The 19,645-nt window shown below is 45.0% G+C and carries 15 protein-coding genes and 1 tRNA gene; 14 read left to right on the top strand and 2 right to left on the bottom strand.

Annotated elements, in window-relative coordinates; all coding sequences use genetic code 11:
• The 13 genes from PHILAsVB114_RS03995 to PHILAsVB114_RS03935 all read left to right on the top strand — a co-directional run bounded on the left by PHILAsVB114_RS03995 (nucleotide 1) and on the right by PHILAsVB114_RS03935 (nucleotide 15,279).
• Nucleotides 1-693, top strand: coding sequence for a DsbA family protein (locus tag PHILAsVB114_RS03995; RefSeq protein ID WP_095698097.1), 693 nt, complete (start codon nucleotides 1-3; stop codon nucleotides 691-693).
• A gap of 4 nt (nucleotides 694-697) precedes the next feature.
• Nucleotides 698-1,510 (top strand): prolipoprotein diacylglyceryl transferase, encoded by an 813-nt coding sequence (gene lgt / locus PHILAsVB114_RS03990; protein WP_095698096.1) that lies wholly within the window; start codon nucleotides 698-700, stop codon nucleotides 1,508-1,510.
• Nucleotides 1,511-1,512: 2 nt separating this feature from the next.
• Nucleotides 1,513-2,220 carry a VIT1/CCC1 transporter family protein gene (locus PHILAsVB114_RS03985; RefSeq protein WP_095698095.1) on the top strand — a complete coding sequence of 236 codons (708 nt, stop codon included), beginning with the start codon at nucleotides 1,513-1,515 and terminating at the stop codon, nucleotides 2,218-2,220.
• 112 nt (nucleotides 2,221-2,332) lie between these two features.
• A complete protein-coding gene (gltB, locus tag PHILAsVB114_RS03980) occupies nucleotides 2,333-6,844 on the top strand; it encodes a glutamate synthase large subunit (protein WP_095698094.1) in 4,512 nt (1,503 codons plus the stop codon).
• On the top strand, nucleotides 6,837-8,294 hold the full coding sequence (locus PHILAsVB114_RS03975; RefSeq protein ID WP_095698093.1) for a glutamate synthase subunit beta: 1,458 nt from the start codon (nucleotides 6,837-6,839) through the stop codon (nucleotides 8,292-8,294). The genes gltB and PHILAsVB114_RS03975 overlap by 8 nt, the downstream gene beginning before the upstream one ends.
• 13 nt (nucleotides 8,295-8,307) lie before the next feature.
• Nucleotides 8,308-9,747, top strand: a complete 1,440-nt coding sequence (pyk, locus tag PHILAsVB114_RS03970) for a pyruvate kinase (RefSeq protein ID WP_095698092.1) — start codon at nucleotides 8,308-8,310, stop codon at nucleotides 9,745-9,747.
• Between the two features lie 50 nt (nucleotides 9,748-9,797).
• A tRNA-Leu gene (locus PHILAsVB114_RS03965) sits at nucleotides 9,798-9,870 on the top strand.
• A gap of 1 nt (nucleotide 9,871) precedes the next feature.
• A complete protein-coding gene (locus PHILAsVB114_RS03960) occupies nucleotides 9,872-10,453 on the top strand; it encodes an ANTAR domain-containing response regulator (RefSeq protein WP_095698091.1) in 582 nt (193 codons plus the stop codon).
• A gap of 119 nt (nucleotides 10,454-10,572) precedes the next feature.
• Nucleotides 10,573-11,694 (top strand): branched-chain amino acid ABC transporter substrate-binding protein, encoded by a 1,122-nt coding sequence (locus PHILAsVB114_RS03955; protein ID WP_095698090.1) that lies wholly within the window; start codon nucleotides 10,573-10,575, stop codon nucleotides 11,692-11,694.
• An 85-nt stretch (nucleotides 11,695-11,779) separates the two neighbouring features.
• Nucleotides 11,780-12,730 (top strand): branched-chain amino acid ABC transporter permease, encoded by a 951-nt coding sequence (locus tag PHILAsVB114_RS03950; protein WP_095698089.1) that lies wholly within the window; start codon nucleotides 11,780-11,782, stop codon nucleotides 12,728-12,730.
• The gene (locus PHILAsVB114_RS03945) at nucleotides 12,730-13,794 is read left to right on the top strand and encodes a branched-chain amino acid ABC transporter permease (protein WP_095698088.1); all 1,065 of its coding nucleotides are present in this window, start codon (nucleotides 12,730-12,732) and stop codon (nucleotides 13,792-13,794) included. The genes PHILAsVB114_RS03950 and PHILAsVB114_RS03945 overlap by 1 nt, the downstream gene beginning before the upstream one ends.
• The gene (locus PHILAsVB114_RS03940; protein ID WP_095698087.1) at nucleotides 13,794-14,570 is read left to right on the top strand and encodes an ABC transporter ATP-binding protein; all 777 of its coding nucleotides are present in this window, start codon (nucleotides 13,794-13,796) and stop codon (nucleotides 14,568-14,570) included. Before PHILAsVB114_RS03945 ends, PHILAsVB114_RS03940 begins: the two co-directional genes overlap by 1 nt.
• Nucleotides 14,560-15,279: an ABC transporter ATP-binding protein gene (locus tag PHILAsVB114_RS03935; protein WP_095698086.1), complete on the top strand. Its 720-nt coding sequence runs from the start codon at nucleotides 14,560-14,562 to the stop codon at nucleotides 15,277-15,279. The genes PHILAsVB114_RS03940 and PHILAsVB114_RS03935 overlap by 11 nt, the downstream gene beginning before the upstream one ends.
• Nucleotides 15,280-15,291: 12 nt before the next feature.
• On the opposite strand, the gene PHILAsVB114_RS03930 is transcribed toward PHILAsVB114_RS03935, so the two are convergent.
• Nucleotides 15,292-15,702: a PaaI family thioesterase gene (locus tag PHILAsVB114_RS03930; RefSeq protein ID WP_095698085.1), complete on the bottom strand. Its 411-nt coding sequence runs from the start codon at nucleotides 15,700-15,702 to the stop codon at nucleotides 15,292-15,294.
• 35 nt (nucleotides 15,703-15,737) lie between these two features.
• On the opposite strand from PHILAsVB114_RS03930, the gene polA reads away from it, so the two are divergent.
• A complete protein-coding gene (gene polA, locus PHILAsVB114_RS03925) occupies nucleotides 15,738-18,329 on the top strand; it encodes a DNA polymerase I (protein ID WP_095698084.1) in 2,592 nt (863 codons plus the stop codon).
• Here the strand turns inward: polA and PHILAsVB114_RS03920 are convergent.
• Nucleotides 18,326-19,552: an MFS transporter gene (locus tag PHILAsVB114_RS03920; protein WP_095698083.1), complete on the bottom strand. Its 1,227-nt coding sequence runs from the start codon at nucleotides 19,550-19,552 to the stop codon at nucleotides 18,326-18,328. The genes polA and PHILAsVB114_RS03920 overlap by 4 nt on opposite strands.
• Between the last annotated feature and the right edge of the window lie 93 nt (nucleotides 19,553-19,645).

The raw sequence follows: 19,645 nt of genomic DNA, 5'->3' as shown, positions 1-19,645 counted from the left end.
ATGTCATCTAAGACACCAAAGGGTCCAGATAACACAACACGCAATCTAGTTATTGGAATGGTCGTACTAGTCGTTGCAGTGGGCGCCATTTTCTCTGTGTTAAGCAATAAGGAAAATACTTCTGCAGCCCTTCCATCCAGCGTTTCAAAAGATGATGGATACGGAATTGTTTATAACGGTGACATCAAGGGAGTTCCTGTTATTGATATTTGGGAAGATTTTCAATGTCCAGTCTGTGCACGCTTTGAACAGGTAAATGGTGGCTACATCGAAGAACTCATCGAAGAGAAGAAAGCGAAAGTTGTGTTTCACACGCTCTCATTTCTTGGTCCAGAGTCAGCCCTTGCTGCAAATGCAGCTGCTTGCTCATCGGATGAGAATAAGTTTTTAGGTTTCCACAAAGCTTTCTATCAAAACCTGCCTGCAGAAAATGCCGGAGTTGTGACAGCTGAGTACTTAATTGCACTTGGTGAGTTCGCAGATATTAATTCGCCTAAATTCGGTGAGTGCGTGAAAAACCTCAATTATAAAGAGTGGGTAAATAACGTCGCTGCCTCTGGAGGAGAGAAGAACATTAACTCCACTCCAACAGTTTTCATCAATGGCAAAGAGATTCGTCGTGGAACATCAGGTACAGATCTTGGTGAGTACTTTGATGCTGCGGCATTTGTTAAAGCTGTAGAAGGTAAGTAAAACTTTGAATAGATCGATTCCAACACCGAGTGTTTCGGTATTGGAACTCGGTCCACTCACTATTCATTTTTACGCCCTATGCATAATTGCTGGGATCCTCATTGCAGTGTGGTTGGGAGACAAGCGATTAAGAGCGGTTGCACCCAATGCACAAAACGTTGTGGGAGATGTCGCAATCTGGGCAGTTCCATTTGGAATTATTGGCGGTCGCCTCTATCACGTGATTTCTTCTCCGGCTCAATATTTTGGTGCCAATGGCAATGCTGTTGATGCGCTAAAAATTTGGCAAGGTGGTTTAGGTATTTGGGGAGCAATTTCAGTAGGCGCAGTCGCAGCGTTTTTTGCATATAAGTCCCAACAAAAGAAGAAGGAGCTGCCTTCATTTGCAATATTCATGGATGCACTTGCTCCTGGAATTTTATTCGCACAAGCAATAGGACGTTTGGGAAATTGGTTTAACGGTGAATTATTCGGCCGTCCAACCGATCTTCCGTGGGCACTATCTGTTCCAGTCGGATTGCGCCCTGATGGCTATGCAACATTTGAAACATTTCATCCGACTTTTTTATATGAATTACTATGGTGCAGCGCAGTTGCGATTGCATTAATTCTGTGGGGAAAGAAACTAGCCGCGGGCCAGGTTTTTAGCGCATACGTGGGGCTCTATAGCATTGGACGTTTATTCATCGAGATTATTCGCATCGACCAAGCCAATACCATCGCTGGATTGCGTGTGAATGTGTGGGTCAGTGCAATAGTTGCAACGCTAGCCCTTGCAAATTACCTACGATTAGGACGCTCTTCGGCTAAGATTTAAACATGGCCCTTAAAGATGTTTATGCTCGCAATTTAGAGCACCGAACTCATCGAGCAGGGTGGCTACGAGCCGCAGTCCTTGGTGCAAATGATGGACTTGTTTCCACCGCATCTTTAATGATCGGTGTCGCAGCAGCCAAAGCAGATAGTTTTTTAATTACTGCAGGTTTGGCAGCAATTTCTGCTGGCGCAATGTCAATGGCAGTTGGTGAGTACGTTTCGGTTCGTTCCCAAAATGATGTTGAAGAATCAGATCGATTATTAGAAATTCAACATCTGGCAATTGATCCAGAAGGTGAATTACAAGAGCTTAAACAGATTTATATTGAACGCGGGTTAGCTCCTGAATTAGCAGAAGAAGTTGCTAAGGCAATGCACGATAAAGATGCACTTGCGGCGCATCTACGAGATGAATTAGGACAACACCCACATACAAAGGCACGTCCAATGCAAGCAGCAATTGCATCTGCAGCAAGCTTTACTCTGGGCGGAGTCATTCCATTCCTTGGTGCTTTTGCACCAACGCTGGGGGCGAAAGCGTGGAGCATTGTTGGGTTTACTCTGGTTGGACTCTTATTCACTGGAATCCTCAGCGCACGAACAGCAGGATCAAAGGTTCTAAAGCCAACTATTCGCGTGATGCTCGGTGGCTGTGCGGGCATGGCAATTACTGCTGGAATCGGACAGTTAGCGCATATCAGCGGCATCTAAAGTTCAAATTCCACTATTGGAATTGCCCAAGTCCTTGCTATTCTTTTCCATGTAGCACTCACTAGGGCCAAGGTTGTCCCAACACATTTCGACAACTGGAGTCTTTGTAAAAATGAGTTTGCAATCCAATTATCCAATTGCACAAGGGTTATATGACCCTGCCAACGAGCATGATGCTTGTGGTGTTGCGATGGTTGCAACCATAAATAAAGTAGCAACACACGAAATTGTTGCAAAGGGTTTAACCGCGCTTCGCAATCTAGAACACCGCGGAGCATCGGGGGCAGAACCAGATAGCGGCGATGGCGCAGGAATTCTTATTTGTATTCCAGATGCTTTTTATCGCGCAGTTCTATCCTTTGAACTACCACCAGAAGGATCCTATGCAACCGGTATTGGCTTTATTGAACCCAGTGCTGATGTTAAAGATTCAATTGCGAAGATAGCTGCAGAAGAAGGATTAAAGATTTTAGGGTGGCGCGAGCTGCCAATTAATTCATCGGCTTTAGGTAAAACTGCTCTTTCAGTCATGCCACGATTTGAACAAGTCTTTGTCGCTGGTTTGAAAAACGAATCAGGCATCACACTGGACAGACTTGCCTATTGTCTGCGCAAGAGAGCAGAACACTCTTTGCCTATTTACTTTCCATCCCTTACTTCTAAAACTATTGTCTACAAGGGAATGCTTACAACAGGGCAATTAGAAGAGTTCTTTCCTGACCTCAGTGATGAAAGAGTAATTTCACCTCTGGCACTTGTTCACTCTCGTTTTTCAACTAATACATTCCCGTCCTGGCCTCTTGCGCATCCTTATCGTTTCATTGCACACAATGGCGAAATTAATACCGTTAAGGGAAATCGAAATTGGATGCGTGCACGCGAAACTTTGTTGCAGAGCGATGTAATTCCTGGAGATCTAAAGAGAATTTTTCCTATTGTGGATCCAACAGGTAGTGACTCCGCCTCCTTTGATGAAGTACTCGAGCTGTTGTATTTGGGTGGACGATCACTTGCTCACTCTGTATTAATGATGATTCCAGAAGCGTGGGAAAACCATACTTCTATGTCACAAGAGCGCAGAGATTTTTACGCATTTCACGCATCCCTTATGGAGCCGTGGGATGGACCTGCTTGCGTGACTTTTACAGATGGTCATCAAATTGGTGCGGTGTTAGACCGAAACGGTTTACGTCCTTCACGTTTTTGGATTACTAAAGATGGCTTAGTTGTACTTGCAAGTGAAGTAGGAGTACTTGATATTCCTGCAGATGAAATTGCGCGCAAAGGTCGCTTGCAGCCAGGAAAAATGTTCCTTGTTGACATTGAACAAGGACGCATTATTGAAGATGAAGAGATCAAAGATACCTTGGCAAAGAGTGCGCCATATGGTCAGTGGCTTCACGATGGAATTATGAAGCTCAATGAGTTACCTCCACGTGAACATATTATTTATCCCCACTCATCAGTTGTTCGCAGACAACGTGCATTTGGGTACACAGAAGAAGAATTACGCATTTTGGTAACACCCATGGCTAAAAATGGAGCAGAGCCGCTTGGTTCCATGGGAACAGATTCGCCTATTGCTGCTCTTTCTGAAAAACCACGACTTCTTTTTGATTACTTCTCACAATTATTTGCCCAAGTTACAAATCCACCTTTAGATGCTATCCGTGAAGAGTTGGTGACAAGTCTTGGTGGATCAGTTGGACCAGAACATAATCTTTTAGATCCAGGACCTGAATCGTGTAGACAAATTTCATTGGCTTTTCCTGTGATAAACAATGATGAATTAGCAAAGATTATTCACGTAAATGCTGATGGTGAATATCCAGGATTAGAAACTTATGTTGTCCGTGGGCTCTTCCAGGTTGCAGGTGGGGGAGAATCACTTCGTAAACGTTTAGATGAAATTGCAGCCGAAGTATCCACCGCTATTGCAGGCGGTGCGCGCATTATTGTTTTATCTGATCGCGATGGCGATGCAGAGGATGCACCGATTCCATCACTGTTGCTTACATCGGCAGTGCATCACCATTTGATTCGCGAAAAAACTCGCACAACTGTTGGACTTGTAGTTGAAGCTGGCGATGTGCGAGAAGTGCACCACGTTGCATTACTTATTGGTTACGGCGCAGCAGCTGTTAATCCTTATCTTGCTATGGAAAGCGCCGAAGATTTAGTGTTGCAAGGAGTTATCACAGGAATTACCCCAGAAAAAGCTGTTGCAAACCTCATTAAGAGTCTGGGTAAAGGCGTTCTCAAAGTTATGTCGAAAATGGGAATCTCAACAATCGCTTCTTATACAGGTGCACAAGTATTTGAAGCCATTGGCTTGTCCCAAGATTTAGTAGATCGATACTTCACAGGAACTACATCTCGCCTAGGTGGCATCGGCTTAGACATCATTGCTAAAGAAACCATTGCGCGCCATCACATTGCTTATCCACCTGGCGGTGAAGTACCAGGTTCACGCCGACTTCCAATCGGTGGTGAATATCAATGGCGCCGTGAAGGTGAACCACATCTATTTGATCCGGAAACTGTATTTACTTTGCAGCATTCAACTCGCGCGAAGCGTTATGACATATTTAAAAGATATACCCACAAAATTGATGAACAGAGCAAAGCGTTAATGACTCTGCGCGGACTCTTTGCTTTCAAAGAACATACGGCGATTTCAATTGATGAAGTAGAACCAATTTCAGAAATTCTCAAGCGTTTTTCAACAGGCGCCATGTCTTATGGATCCATCTCACAAGAAGCTCACGAAACATTGGCAATTGCAATGAATCGCATCGGTGCTAAATCAAATACAGGTGAAGGTGGGGAAGACCCAGAGCGATATGTTGCGATGGCTAATGGAGATTCAAAGCGATCAGCTATTAAGCAAGTTGCTAGCGGCCGCTTTGGCGTGACAAGTGAATATCTTGTTAATGCTGATGACATTCAAATTAAAATTGCGCAAGGCGCAAAACCTGGCGAAGGTGGACAACTGCCAGGTAACAAGGTGTATCCGTGGATTGCAAAAGTTAGGTACTCAACACCGGGTGTTGGCTTAATTTCGCCTCCACCGCATCATGATATTTATTCAATTGAAGATCTTGCTCAGTTAATTCATGATCTTAAGAATGCAAATAAGGATGCGCGTATTCACGTTAAGTTAGTTGCCGAAGTAGGCGTTGGAACAGTTGCGGCAGGTGTGAGTAAGGCACACGCTGATGTTGTTTTAATCTCTGGACACGATGGCGGAACTGGTGCTTCTCCACTGACTTCACTTAAGCATGCAGGTGCACCATGGGAACTTGGGTTAGCTGAGACTCAACAAACTTTATTGCTCAACGGTTTGCGCGATCGAATCGTCGTGCAAACAGATGGTCAGCTAAAAACTGGGCGAGATGTCGTAATTGCAGCTCTGTTAGGCGCCGAAGAATTTGGCTTTGCGACAGCGCCGCTAGTTGTCTCAGGTTGTGTGATGATGCGCGTGTGTCACTTAGATACATGCCCTGTTGGTGTTGCAACACAAAATCCAGAGCTGCGTAAGCGCTTTACTGGTAAACCAGAATTTGTTGAAACATTCTTTGAATACATCGCAGAAGAAGTGCGAGAACTTCTCGCTCAACTTGGATTTAAGACTCTTCAGGAAGCCATTGGTCACGTCGAATATCTAGATACTCGAGACGCTGTTAATTACTGGAAAGCTCATGGATTAGATCTTGCACCACTTCTTATGCGCCCAGATGTTGATAGCGCCCTGCATCGCATAACAACTCAAGATCACGGTTTAGTAAATGCCCTCGATAACAAACTTATTGAATTATCTGCAGCCGCTTTGAAATCTAAAGAGCCTGTTCGAATAGATTTGCCAATTCGAAATGTAAATCGAACAGTAGGAACAATGCTTGGTTCACAGATCACTCGCACCTACGGTGCAGATGGATTAGACCCAGACACTATCGATGTGACTTTACATGGCTCATCAGGGCAATCACTGGGCGCATTTATTCCACGTGGACTCACAATTCGTCTCTACGGCGATGCTAATGATTACGTTGCAAAGGGTATTTCTGGCGGGCGAGTAATTGTTCGCCCCGATGAGAAAGCGCAATTCGCATCTCATGAGAATGTGATTGCTGGCAACGTTATTGGATACGGCGCAACATCTGGTGAAATCTTGATTCGTGGCATGGTTGGTGAAAGATTCTGTGTGCGAAATTCAGGTGCCATTGCAGTTGTTGAAGGTGTTGGCGATCATGGTTGTGAATACATGACTGGCGGCACAGTTGTAGTTCTAGGTCGCACAGGTAGAAATTTTGCAGCAGGAATGTCTGGCGGACGCGCTTTCATTTTGGATTTGGATCATGCTCAAGTAAATCAAGACATGGTTGATATCTTCGCTGTTCCAAATGATCAAAAAGAGATTGTGCGCGCTTTAATTTCATCCTTTGAAGTTGAAACAGGTTCTGTCATTGCTCATGATTTACTCGCCGATTGGGATAAAGCACTTGGACGCATCTCCTTGGTTATGCCAAGAGATTACGCACGAGTTCTCAATGCAATCGAGAAAGCCAATCGCGAAGGTTTGCCTGTTGATCAATACGTAATGGAGGTGGCCGCTCTTGGCTGATCCAAAGGGTTTTTTATCCACTCCGCGTGAGCTACCTAAGCGTCGACCAGTAGATGTTCGTATAAAAGACTGGAACGAAGTGTATGAACCACAAAGTTTTGAGCACCTACAAAAACAAGCAGGGCGCTGCATGGATTGTGGAATTCCCTTTTGCCATCAGGGATGCCCACTAGGAAATCTCATTCCCGAATGGAATGACTTGTTGTGGCGTGGGGATAAAGAAGGTGCCATCGATCGCTTGCATGCCACAAATAACTTTCCAGAATTCACAGGTCGTTTGTGTCCTGCACCATGTGAAACGGCGTGTGTCGTTGCGATTAATGCCGACGCTGTAACTATTAAACAGGTAGAACTACGTACGATTGAAGAAGCATTTGGTTCTGGCAACGTTAAACCTTTACCACCAGATCGCTTATCAGGTAAAACTGTTGCAGTAGTTGGTTCAGGCCCTGCCGGATTAGCAGTGGCTCAGCAACTAACTCGGGCCGGACACACTGTTGCGGTTTTTGAACGCGGTGAAAAAATTGGCGGGCTACTGCGCTATGGAATTCCAGAGTTTAAAATGGAAAAACACATTGTGGATCGCCGTCTTGTGCAGATGGAAAAAGAAGGAACTCGATTTAGACCAGGTGTAAATGTCGGTGTTGACTTAACTGGTGCGCAACTTCGCTCACGTTATGACGCCGTTGTGCTGGCAGTGGGTGCAACGCAGTGGCGTGAATTAGATATTCCGGGCCGAAATTTCAAAGGTGTTTATCAGGCGATGGAGTATTTGCCGTGGGGTAATCAAGAAGCACTTGGTGAGATTGCACAAGGTTCAATAAATGTTGAGGGTAAAGATGTCATTATTTTAGGTGGTGGCGATACAGGAGCAGATTGTCTTGGAACTGCAATTCGTCAAGGTGCGAAATCTGTTACTCAATTAGAGATCATGCCTCGTCCAACTGATGAACGGCCAACAAGTGCGCCATGGCCGACGTATCCGATGATATTTAGAGTTTCAAGTGCACACGAAGAACTAGATAATCGAATTTTTTCAATTAGCACAGAAGAATTCTTAGGAGATGCTGAGGGAAATCTACGTGCGCTCAAATTAGTTGAAACTCAATTTGTCGATGGCAAATTCTCACCTGTTCCTGGAACCGAACGAGAAATCCCAGCGCAATTCGCATTCCTTGCAATGGGTTTCACAGGTCCAGAAAAAAATGAGTTACTCACACAGCTAGAAGTAGAACTCGATGATCGCGGAATCATTAAGCGCGATGCTAATTTTCAAACAACGGCTGAAGGTATTTTCGTTGCTGGAGATGCAGGGCGCGGACAATCGCTGATTGTGTGGGCTATTGCTGAAGGTCGAAGTGCTGCAGCAGCAGTTGATTCCTATCTCACAGATGAAAAATCCCAGTTGCATGCACCAATTGCACCGACAGACCGCTCACTAGTTTTATAGATAGACTCAGCACATGCGCCGCGCGAAAATTGTTTGCACCATGGGACCAGCTGTTGAAGCTGATGGCAAAGTTGAGCAACTAATTGCAGCTGGTATGAATATGGCCCGCTTAAATCTTTCACATGGAACTTACGTAGAACACCAGAGCAGACTCGATGCTGTTCGAAACGCTGCAAAAAAAGCTGGCGTGCCTGTGGCGATACTCGTTGATCTACAGGGCCCAAAAATCAGATTGGCTCGATTTGCTAATGGTCCGCATGATTTATCCCGAGGCGATGTTTTTACAATTACTACCGATGATATTGAAGGTACAAAAGATCGCGTAGGCACCACCTACAAGGGTTTACCGGGGGATTGCAAAGCAGGAGATCGCATATTAATCGATGATGGAAAAGTAACTGTCGAAGTAACTTCGGTGACCAAGACAGATGTTATTACTAAGGTGATCGAACCGGGGGCAGTTAGCAATAACAAAGGAATCAATCTGCCCGGTGTTGCAGTATCCGTTCCTGCGCTTTCAGAAAAAGACATTGAGGATTTACGGTGGGGATTAAAAGCAGGCGCAGATTTTATTGCCCTTTCATTTGTTAGAAGCGCCGATGATATTAAGGATGTTCATCGCATCATGGATGAAGTAGGCATTCGAGTTCCAGTTATTGCAAAGATTGAAAAGCCTCAAGCAGTAACAAACTTGCCAGGAATCGTTGCGGCTTTTGATGGAATAATGGTTGCTCGCGGCGATCTTGGCGTGGAGCTACCTATTGAAGATGTTCCACTTGTTCAAAAACATTGCATCGAACTTGCCCGGGATGCTGCCAAGCCAGTCATCGTTGCAACACAGATGTTAGATTCGATGATTACTAATTCACGTCCCACTCGCGCAGAGGCCACAGATTGTGCCAATGCTGTATTAGATGGTGCCGATGCATTGATGCTCTCTGGCGAAACAAGTGTTGGCGAATTTGCGATAGAAGCCGTTGAAACTATGGCTCGCATTATTCAAAAGACTGAAGAAGGCGGCCTAGAACGTATTCGTCCAATCATTAATGCACCTCGCACCAAAGGTGGCGCAATTACAAAGGCTGCCACTGAGGTAGGTGCAATTGTTGGAGCGAAGTATTTAGTTGCCTTTACGCAAAGTGGAGACTCCGCTCGTCGCATGTCTCGTTTACGTTCGGCTATTCCAATTTTGGCACTGACTCCAGAAGTTGGAACCTATAACCGATTGGCACTTACTTGGGGCGTGGAACCTGTTATCTCTGAAATGGTTAAGCACACAGATGACATGGTTAAACAAGTCGACTCTCTTTTGATTGAAAGCGGACGAGTGAAGAAGGGAGAAAACGTAATGATTGTTGCGGGCTCTCCTCCTGGAATTCCAGGATCAACAAATGCGATGCGCGTACATATAGTTGGTGACGCTGTTGGTGGCGTTGCCCCTGCCTATCGTTAATTACGCTTACATTTTCTCTGATTCAAGAATTGGCGTTAGACTTTTACTGCGCCTCGGTACTCCAACGGTAGAGAGGGCAGTCTCAAACACTGCATAGTGTCGGTTCGAATCCGACTCGAGGCACATGAACAAATTACGAATTTTGGTCGCCGAAGATGAAGCGCTCATTCGCATGGACTTAGTAGAAATGCTTACCGAATCTGGCTATGACGTTGTTGCCCAAGCAACTAATGGGGCAGAAGCGATTGAATTAGCAAAAGAACACAAGCCAGATTTAGCAATACTTGATGTGAAGATGCCGGTGCTAGATGGAATATCTGCCGCGCAAGAGATTATTTCAATTGCTCCTGTTCTGATGCTCACAGCGTTTAGTCAAAAAGAGTTAGTAGATCGTGCGCGTGATGCCGGTGTCATGGCCTACGTTGTTAAACCATTTACTATCAATGATTTGATTCCATCTATTGAAATTGCCATTAGCCGCCACACACAAATGAAATCATTAGCGGATGAAGTTGCAGATTTGCATGAACGATTAGAAACGCGCAAATTAGTTGACAAAGCAAAAGGTATTTTGATGCAAGCCTTAAATTTAAGTGAACCAGAAGCTTTCTCATGGATTCAAAAAGCTGCCATGGATCGGCGATTAAGTATGAAGGCTGTGGCTGAAGCGGTCCTATCGCCAAGTGCGGTTCCTGAAGGCCAATAAGCGCCAAATAGTTATCTCTCCGTAATCTTTCACGCTCAACTCGGCTTGTCCGAAGGAGCCCCTTGCCATTACCCTTTCCATCTCCCTGTCCCGGGACAAAAGAACAGGAAAGGCAATACATGAAGAAGATCATCTCCGCTATTGCAACTGTTGCACTCGTTGTTGGAACAGCTGTTGCTGTTGCACCAGCAGCTAATGCAGCGTGCTCTGGCAAGCTAAAAATCGCATACCAAGGTCCACTAACAGGACCTGAAGCCGCATTGGGTATCAACGAACTCAATGGTGTGAAGTTCGCACTATCAAAGTTCCTAAAAGCCAATAAGGGTTCAAACGTAGACCCAGTAGTTTACGAAGTTGATGACCAAGGAGATCCAGCAGTTGCTGGTCCAATCGCTCCTAAGGTTGCAGCCGAAGAGTGTGTAGTTGCACTTGTTGGTCCAGCTTATTCAGGTGCTTCAAAGGTTTCACTACCTGTGTACCTATCAGCAGGACTTTCAATCATTACACCATCTGCTACAAACCCAACACTTCCATCTTTCGGTAAGTCAATCTTCCACCGTGCGGTGTTGACAGATGATTACCAGGGTCCAGCAGCAGCACGTTTGATCGTGTCAAAGAACAAGAAGGCAACAGTGTTCTTGGTAAATGACGCATCTGACTATGCAGTTGGCCTACAAAAGACAGTTGACATCACACTTGCTGGCCGCGTTGTCGGCAAGGATGTAACACCAACAGGTACAACTGACTTCACAGCAACAATTGCCAAGATCAAGAAGTCAAAGGCAACTGCTGTGTTCTACTCAGGTTACTTCTCACAAGCTGCTGTATTCGTAAAGCAGCTCCGTGACTCAGGTTCAAAGATCACTTTCGCATCTGGCGACGGAACACTTGATGATCAATTCGTTAAGTTGGCTCGTAAGTCAGCAGAAGGTGCACTTCTAACTGCCCCAGCAATCCCATTTGAGACAGCATCTCCAAAGCTTGCTGCTGAAATGACAGCGATGGGCATGAAGCCTGGCGTTTACACAACAGAGTCATACGATGCAGCTAACTTCTTCCTTGATGCAATCAAGGCTGGAAACACTGATCGTGCAAGCATCAACAAGTACGTATCTACAAAGTCACACAAGGGTCTTTCAAAGACACTTAAGTTTGACGCTGAAGGTGAAGTATCTGGTGCTGACGTAAATGGCTTCATCGTAAAGAACGGAAAGCTTGTTCTTCTAGGTGCTATTAAGTAACTAGAAAGACAGTAGTTCTTCTGTAAGATCGGTCGGAGTCGGTGAGAAATCACCGACTCCGACTCTTATAAGGATTGGGTGAGAAATGGATTTTGCACTCCTGCGTGATGCGTTCTGGGGGCTGACATTTGATGGTCTCGCACTCGGTGCTATTTATGCGTTGATCTCACTTGGTTACACACTTGTTTACGGCGTTCTTCGCCTCATTAACTTTGCACACTCTGAAGTATTTATGATCGGTACCTTCTCAGCCCTTGTTGCATCAGGAATTATGGGCGTAAAAGTAGAAGATGACCCACGCACTGGCTGGGGAATGATTTTCACGCTCTTAGTCTGTTTACTCGCAGCGATGATTGCTTCGGCAGTTACAGCGGTTTTAGTAGAAATCATTGCCTATCGCAGATTGCGTCAACGAGGCGCTACTAAATTAGCAACACTTATTTCAGCTATTGGTGTTTCTATCTCACTAGTTGAGGCATTTCGAATCATTACAGATTCGCTTCCTCGTGAGTTCCCACGCATTATGGATAAAACTTTTCTATTCTCTTATGCCGGTGCTGATATTCGAAATGACAAGGTGATCGTCATTGTCGCAGCAGCCTTGATGATGTTTGCCCTGGAGCGATTCATCTCAAAGTCACGATATGGCAAGGGCATCCGCGCGGTATCAATGGATGAGAACACAGCAACTTTGATGGGTGTAAACATTAATAAAGTTATTACGGTGACATTCCTTGCCGGCGGAATGATGGCTGGAGCGGCATCGTTTTTCTACATGCTAGTTTATGAAAACACATCATTCAAAGTGGGCTTTTTCTTAGGTATTAGCGCATTTACTGCGGCCGTTCTTGGTGGTATTGGAAACCTCAAGGGAGCACTCTTCGGTGGCTTTGTATTAGGAGTATTGGAAACCTACACAAGCGCAGTCTTTGGTACAGCATGGAAAGCAGTTATCTCATTCTTGATTCTAGTTTTGGTTCTGCTGATTAAGCCGACAGGTTTATTTGGAGAATCAATTCAGCAGGCGAGGGTCTAATGGCTGATAAGAAGTTTCGTTATAACCTTCGCGATCATGCTGCGGAGTACTGGGAACGCTCACCTAAATGGCGAAGAGTTTCCCTGTCAATTAGCTTTATTGCTTTCTTCTATGCGCTTCCTTTTCTAAATAATCCACTCATTGATACTCCAGGCTCTGATTTCCAATCAGTTCTCTTCTATCCAGTGGGTATGTATGTATTGATGGCTATTGGATTAAATATTGTTGTTGGCAAGAGTGGTCTTCTAGATCTGGGTTACGTAGCCTTCTTTGCAATCGGTGCTTACACAATGGCGATTCTGGGAACACACACCTCATTGAATTTCTGGGAAATTCTTCCAATCGGTATCGCACTATCAATGGCCTCTGGTGTCTTGTTAGGAACCCCAACACTTCGTTTGCGTGGTGACTACTTAGCAATCGTGACCCTTGGCTTTGGAGAAATCGTTCGTATTGTTGCTGTAAATATTGAAGCAATTGGTGGCCCACGTGGCATTGCAGGAATTCCAACTCCACCAGATGTTTTCAAGGCAAAGTTCACAATCCTTGATCCAAAACCTTATTACTGGGTACTTCTAACCTTCACCCTTCTTGTCATTTGGATGGTGCGTCGCATTGCTGCGCGTCGCCCAGGACGTGCGTGGGATGCGATTCGTCAAGATGATGACGTTGCTCAGTTGATGGGCGTTAATACATTGAAATACAAAGTATGGGCATTCGTACTTGGAGCAGCAGTAGCCGGTGCAGGTGGCGTGTTGTATGCATCTCAAATTCTTTCTATCGTTCCAGATCAATTTAACTTAAACGTTTCGATTTTGATTTTGGCGTGTGTGGTTTTCGGAGGAATTGGAAACCTCTGGGGCGTCATTCTTGGAGCAGCGCTTTTGGCATTTACTCCGGAGCGAATCCGTTTCCTAAGCCAACCTCGTATTTTGGTCTTCGGTATTGCACTAGTTGTCATGATGAACTTGCGACCAGATGGAATTTTGCCAAAGAAAAAGCGTGAGCACTTTGATCCAAATTGGCACACAGTTGAAGAATCTGGTGAAGGGAGCATCAAGTAATGTCAGAAATTTTGCTTGAACTCAAAAATGTCACCATGAAATTTGGTGGAGTTACAGCCTTAAATGAAGTTAATCTTCATGTGAACAAGGGTGAAATTGCTGCCCTCATTGGTCCAAATGGCGCTGGTAAGACCACGGTCTTTAACGTTGTTACTGGTGTCTACAAACCAACTTCTGGCGAAGTAAATTTTGTGAACCAATCTGTTGTGGGCAAGAAGCGTTATCAAGTAACCAAGATGGGCATCGCTCGCACATTTCAAAACATTCGCTTATTTGGCGAGAGCACTGCACTGGAAAATGTTGTTACAGGAGCAGATGTTCACTCTAAGTCAGGTGTTGTTGGAGCAATATTTGGAACTCCTCGATCACGCCGCGAAGAAAAGGCTGCACTAGAACGTGGAATGGAATTACTCGCATTCATGGGGCTTAAGCACCGTGCAGGCCAGCTAGGAAAGAACTTGCCTTATGGTGATCAAAGACGTCTTGAAATTGCTCGTGCATTAGCTACAAATCCTCAGTTACTTTTACTCGATGAACCTGCAGCAGGATTTAATCCAGCAGAAAAAGTTGCTCTAGCTGCAACAATTAGAAAGATCAGAGACGCTGGTTTCACAGTTCTTCTCATTGAGCACGATATGTCACTGATTATGGATATCTCAGATCGCGTAGCGGTTCTCGATTTTGGTCAAAAGATTGCTGATGATGTTCCTAAGGTTGTTCAAAACGATCCACGTGTAATCGAAGCGTATTTGGGAGCACCTGCTGATGCGTCTTGAAATTAAGGATCTACACGTTCACTACGGCAAGATCGAAGCAATTAAAGGCATTAGCGTTACCGTTAATGAAGGTGAGATTGTCACGCTCATTGGCGCAAATGGTGCGGGCAAAACAACAATGCTTAAGACAATTTCTGGGCTGCGACCAGTATCTAGTGGTCAGATTATTTTCAATGGTGAAGACATCTCAAAGATGCCTGCACACAAGCGAGCTGATCTTGGTTTATCGCAAGCACCTGAAGGTCGCGGGATCTTTATCGGTATGAGCGTTTTAGAAAATCTTGAAATGGGTAAGTACAACCGAAAAAGTCGTAAAGCAGAGATGAATGAAGATTTAGATAAAGTTTTCCATCTTTTCCCACGCCTTAAAGAGCGTATTTCTCAGATCGGGGGAACTCTCTCCGGTGGAGAGCAGCAGATGCTTGCAATCGGTCGCGCGCTTATGGCTAGACCAAAAGTCTTGTTACTCGATGAACCTTCAATGGGCCTCGCACCATTGATGATCGCAAATATCTTTAACATCATCACCGAAATCAATAAAACTGGAACGACTATTCTTCTTGTTGAGCAAAACGCACAGCAAGCTTTGCAGCGCGCTCATCGTGCTTATGTATTAGAAGTGGGCCATGTGGTGAAAGAAGCGAAGGCTTCAGATTTGCTTAACGATCCTGCTGTGCGTGCGGCTTACCTTGGAACTGGCGCACACTAATTTCTTTGCGTTTTATCTTTCAGCAAGAATCAAGCAAGTAATACGCGCTGTACAGGTTCGTTGTCCTTCATCATTAGTAATAACAATGTCATAGCAGCACATCGTTTTACCTAAAGAAACAGCAGTTGCAACAGCTGTGACTATTCCCTTTGTCGCAGATTTATGATGTGTTGCGTTGATATCAACACCGACAATGCGACGTGTAGGGCCTGCGTGTAATTGAGTACCGACTGAACCAAGGCTTTCAGCCAAAACAACATTGGCGCCACCATGTAATAACCCAATTGGCTGAGTGTTACCTTCAACAGGCATAGTTCCGACAAGGCGTTGTGGGGATGCCTCGATAATTTCAATTCCCATTTTTTTATCTAAAGCACCGCTACCGCGTTCGCGAATCATCGCTAGAAAGTCTGCTTGTTCCATAGGCTCTAGTCTAACTTGCCTCATAGGATGCGCACATGACCAAACGCCTTCTGCTCATCGATGGTCATTCCATGGCGTATCGAGCATTTTTTGCCCTTCCTGCTGAGAACTTCACAACCGCGCAGGGTCAACATACAAATGCAATCTATGGCTTTGCCACGATGCTGATTTCTCTGATCAAGGAGGAAAAGCCAACTCACATTGCGGTGGCATTTGACGTATCACGCAAAACATTTAGAAGCGATATTTTTCCAGAGTACAAGGCCAATCGTTCCAAAACTCCCGATGAATTTCGTTCGCAGATGAGCTACTTACATGAATTGGTTTCTGCCTTTGGAATACAACAATTTGAGGTTGAAGGCTATGAAGCAGATGACATCATTGCAACAATTACTAAAAGAGCGGAAAAGCAGCAATGCGAAGTTTTGATCTGCACGGGGGATAGAGATAGTTTTCAATTAGTTAATTCGCACACCACTATTTTGTATCCAAAGCGCGGTGTGAGTGAGATGGCACGAATGACACCGCAGGCGGTTCAAGACAAATATGGCATGAGCGCCGAGCAGTATCCAGATTTTGCCGCGCTGCGCGGGGACCCAAGTGATAATTTGCCATCGGTACCCGGTGTTGGAGAAAAAACAGCGGCAAAGTGGATTGTTGATTTCGGTTCACTTAAAGAGTTATTGGCCAACGTGGATACCTTGGGTGGCAAGGTGGGTCAATCTTTGCGAGATAACATCGATAACGTCATTCGTAATCGAGAGTTAACGCAGCTGGTACACGATGCTCCATTTAACTTTGAAGTTGACGCACTTGCCTGGAGCGGCCCAGATGACGAATTGATTATTCCGCTCTTTGAAAATTTAGAGTTTAGAACGTTGCGAGATCGCTTAACGCCGTTGCTAAAAAAGGTGCCGGAAAAAATCAAAGCAGCAGTAAGTTCGGACACTCTCTTTGAAACGCCATTTGATTCAAATGTGCTCACACCCGAAGAAGCTTCAAAGAAAATTGCAGCCCACGGTGGCGAGATTGCGATTGCATTCGATCTTGAAGGTGAAACTCTGCACAGATATTGCGTTGCACTGAGTGCCAAAGAATCCTTCATCGTGCACTCATCGAAGATGGGTGAGTGGGCGAGTGATCAATTGACTAAAAAGATTGCACATGATGCTAAGTCAGTTTCTCGTAATTACCCATTTTCAAATATTTCCTTTGATACAAATCTTGCTGCTTATCTAGTAAATCCCGGCACGCGTAGTTTGGATTTTTCAGACATTATCGAACGTTGGGGTGATGGATCACAGATTGATCAGAGCTCTCCAGAGAGTGCGCTACATAGTCATGCTCGCTTACTTTTCACCGTGCGAGACTCACTTGCAAAAGAACTAAAGGTTAGGCAATTAGCGGAGTTATTTAGCGAACTCGAAATGCCCATTTCTGAATTATTAGCCGTTATGGAATCTCGTGGAATTAGCGTGGATCGAAAGAAACTTGAATCGCTGGCAATCTTTTTCGAAAAAGAGAGCGCAACACAGACAAAGATTGCCCACGATGCTGTGGGCCACGAGTTCAATCTGGCATCGCCCAAGCAGCTACAAGTTGTCTTATTCGATGAACTCAAATTACCTAAAACAAAGAAGATCAAGACCGGATACACAACAGATGCTGATGCCCTGAACTGGCTCTTTGAAAAATCCAAGCATCCAGTTCTGGCAGCAATGCTTCGTGTGCGTGAAACAAAAAAGCTTGGCGCAACCGTTGAGGGCTTACTCACTGAAACCACAAAGAAGAACCGAATCCATACTCACTTTGCCCAAACAGTTGCAGCAACAGGGCGCTTATCTTCGGTAGGTCCAAATCTTCAAAATATTCCAGTGCGCACTGAGGAAGGACGAAGAATCAGAGAGTGCTTTATTGCTGGTGAAGGCTTTGAATCATTGCTCACCGCTGATTACAGTCAGATAGAGATGCGAATAATGGCGCACTTATCCAATGATGCAGCGCTACTCAAAGCATTTGAATCAGGTGAAGATTTACATGCCAGTGTTGCAGGGTTGGTATTTGGTGTGAAAGCCAGTGAAGTAGATCCTGAGATGCGTCGTCAAATGAAAGCAATGTCTTATGGCTTGGCTTATGGTTTAAGTGCATATGGATTAGCCGTTCAATTGGATTTATCTGCTAGTGCCGCACAGGAGTTAATGAACAAATACTTTATTCGCTTTGGAGGAATACGGGATTACTTAAGCGATGTTGTCGATCAAGCGCGCAAAGTTGGTTACACCCAAACAGTTATGGGTCGCAGACGATATTTGCCGGATCTAACTAGTGATAATCGTCCACGCAGAGAAGTTGCAGAACGGATGGCTTTAAATGCTCCCATTCAGGGTTCAGCAGCCGACATTATTAAGAAAGCAATGCTCAATGTTGATAGCCTGATCAAAGAGAATAAATTGAAATCGCAATTGCTCTTGCAGGTTCATGATGAACTTATTTTCGATGTAGCACCTGGTGAAGTAGAGCTTCTCTCAGATTTGGTAAGAAAAGGCATGGGAACTGCATTTGAATTAAAGGCACCGCTAGATGTCAGTATTGGTATTGGTTCTAGTTGGAATGAAGCAGCGCACTAATTAGTAGTTGGTAAGTTAAGTTTCATCGCTTCTAAATCCTCATCGGCTTCTGGAATACGATCGGCTTCTTTGAGGCGATTTCGCCCAAGAGATAAGACAATGAAACCGATACCGATGCATACAGATGTTGTTGCGAGAACAAGGCGTGGTGAAAACATTTCGGATAGATAGCCGCCAAGGGCTGCGCCAAGTGCCATGAAACTTCCTTCAACACTCCATAGCCAACCTAGGGCCGCTGTTTGAGAACCCTTTGGTCGAACAGCTTCCATAACTTCCCAGTAGAAAACTTGTATCGCACCGCCTACTAAACCAAGTGCTGCGCCGAAGAGCGCCATAGACCAACCTGGATATGTAAAAGCAATGGGAATCGAAACAATGAACCACGCGAAATACGTTTTGCGCATGGTGGAAAGTGCGGAACGGTTTTTGGAAACAAGTCCAGCAAGTAAACCGCCCACAACATTTGCAACACCCATTGCGCCAAATATCCACGCAGTTCTCTGCGGTACACCTTCAAGCGTTGCATAAGCGGGAATTGCAACATCGAATAATCCCCAACCAAAACCAATAAAGCAGCCTTCAATCATCAGCAGTTTCAATGGTTTTGAACGCCATAAGGTGACGGCGCCCTTAACTTTTTTCTCTGGTATCCAATTTCTTGATATTGAACTAAGACCAAGAGCCGCTCCACCGATAAACATCAGCGCCGATGCCGTGCTAAGTGCTGAACCCGGATGTGAAGACAGAGCAAGAGTTGTTGCAAGTACAGGGCCAACAAAAAAAGCGAAGTTCATTATTGCTGAATCAACGGCGTATGCCACTCTTAGAAAATCTGGTGGCACAACATCTTTCCAAAGAGGCCTCACGGAGAGATTAATTGGAGGAGCAGTAATACCCAGAACAAATGCTGCAATTAAAAGGATGCTTCGGTCGTGGGCCATGTTTAGCGCGAGCAACATTGCTGAATAGCATGGAACAAAGATACGAAGGGGCCAACGTTGACCATATTTATCCATGATCGAACCGCGCAAACCTGCGGTGATTGATCCAGCTAATGAGTTAATACCAATTGCTAATCCAGCTATTGCAACCGAATTTGTCTCTTGTTCAGTCTTGAAAAAAATAGCCAGACCGATCATGCCGTATGAGATGCGTGCAGGCAGGGCAGCCAAAATTAATACCCATGCGTTCGGATATCGCAGCAACTCTCTATATCTATGCATTTCCTGCGATTCTATCCATCTGCACTGGGGGATGAGGCTATTTATACGCACGGAATTGACCTTGCATTGCGTAAAACCGTACCCTTAGCGCTC

Source organism: Candidatus Planktophila limnetica, assembly GCF_002288365.1.
Taxonomy (GTDB): domain Bacteria; phylum Actinomycetota; class Actinomycetes; order Nanopelagicales; family Nanopelagicaceae; genus Planktophila; species Planktophila limnetica.
The sequence above is the reverse complement of the archived record's forward strand: the minus strand, read 5'-3'. Positions and strand labels throughout refer to the sequence as shown.

Coding starts and splice junctions, on each gene's coding strand:
- gltB (WP_095698094.1), top strand. CDS start 2,333: ATGAGTTTGCAATCCAATTATCCAATTGCACAAGGGTTATATGACCCT.
- pyk (WP_095698092.1), top strand. CDS start 8,308: ATGCGCCGCGCGAAAATTGTTTGCACCATGGGACCAGCTGTTGAAGCT.
- PHILAsVB114_RS03995 (WP_095698097.1), top strand. CDS start 1: ATGTCATCTAAGACACCAAAGGGTCCAGATAACACAACACGCAATCTA.
- PHILAsVB114_RS03985 (WP_095698095.1), top strand. CDS start 1,513: ATGGCCCTTAAAGATGTTTATGCTCGCAATTTAGAGCACCGAACTCAT.
- PHILAsVB114_RS03940 (WP_095698087.1), top strand. CDS start 13,794: ATGTCAGAAATTTTGCTTGAACTCAAAAATGTCACCATGAAATTTGGT.
- PHILAsVB114_RS03960 (WP_095698091.1), top strand. CDS start 9,872: ATGAACAAATTACGAATTTTGGTCGCCGAAGATGAAGCGCTCATTCGC.
- PHILAsVB114_RS03945 (WP_095698088.1), top strand. CDS start 12,730: ATGGCTGATAAGAAGTTTCGTTATAACCTTCGCGATCATGCTGCGGAG.
- PHILAsVB114_RS03955 (WP_095698090.1), top strand. CDS start 10,573: ATGAAGAAGATCATCTCCGCTATTGCAACTGTTGCACTCGTTGTTGGA.
- PHILAsVB114_RS03920 (WP_095698083.1), bottom strand. CDS start 19,552: ATGCATAGATATAGAGAGTTGCTGCGATATCCGAACGCATGGGTATTA.
- polA (WP_095698084.1), top strand. CDS start 15,738: ATGACCAAACGCCTTCTGCTCATCGATGGTCATTCCATGGCGTATCGA.
- PHILAsVB114_RS03935 (WP_095698086.1), top strand. CDS start 14,560: ATGCGTCTTGAAATTAAGGATCTACACGTTCACTACGGCAAGATCGAA.
- PHILAsVB114_RS03930 (WP_095698085.1), bottom strand. CDS start 15,702: ATGGAACAAGCAGACTTTCTAGCGATGATTCGCGAACGCGGTAGCGGT.
- PHILAsVB114_RS03950 (WP_095698089.1), top strand. CDS start 11,780: ATGGATTTTGCACTCCTGCGTGATGCGTTCTGGGGGCTGACATTTGAT.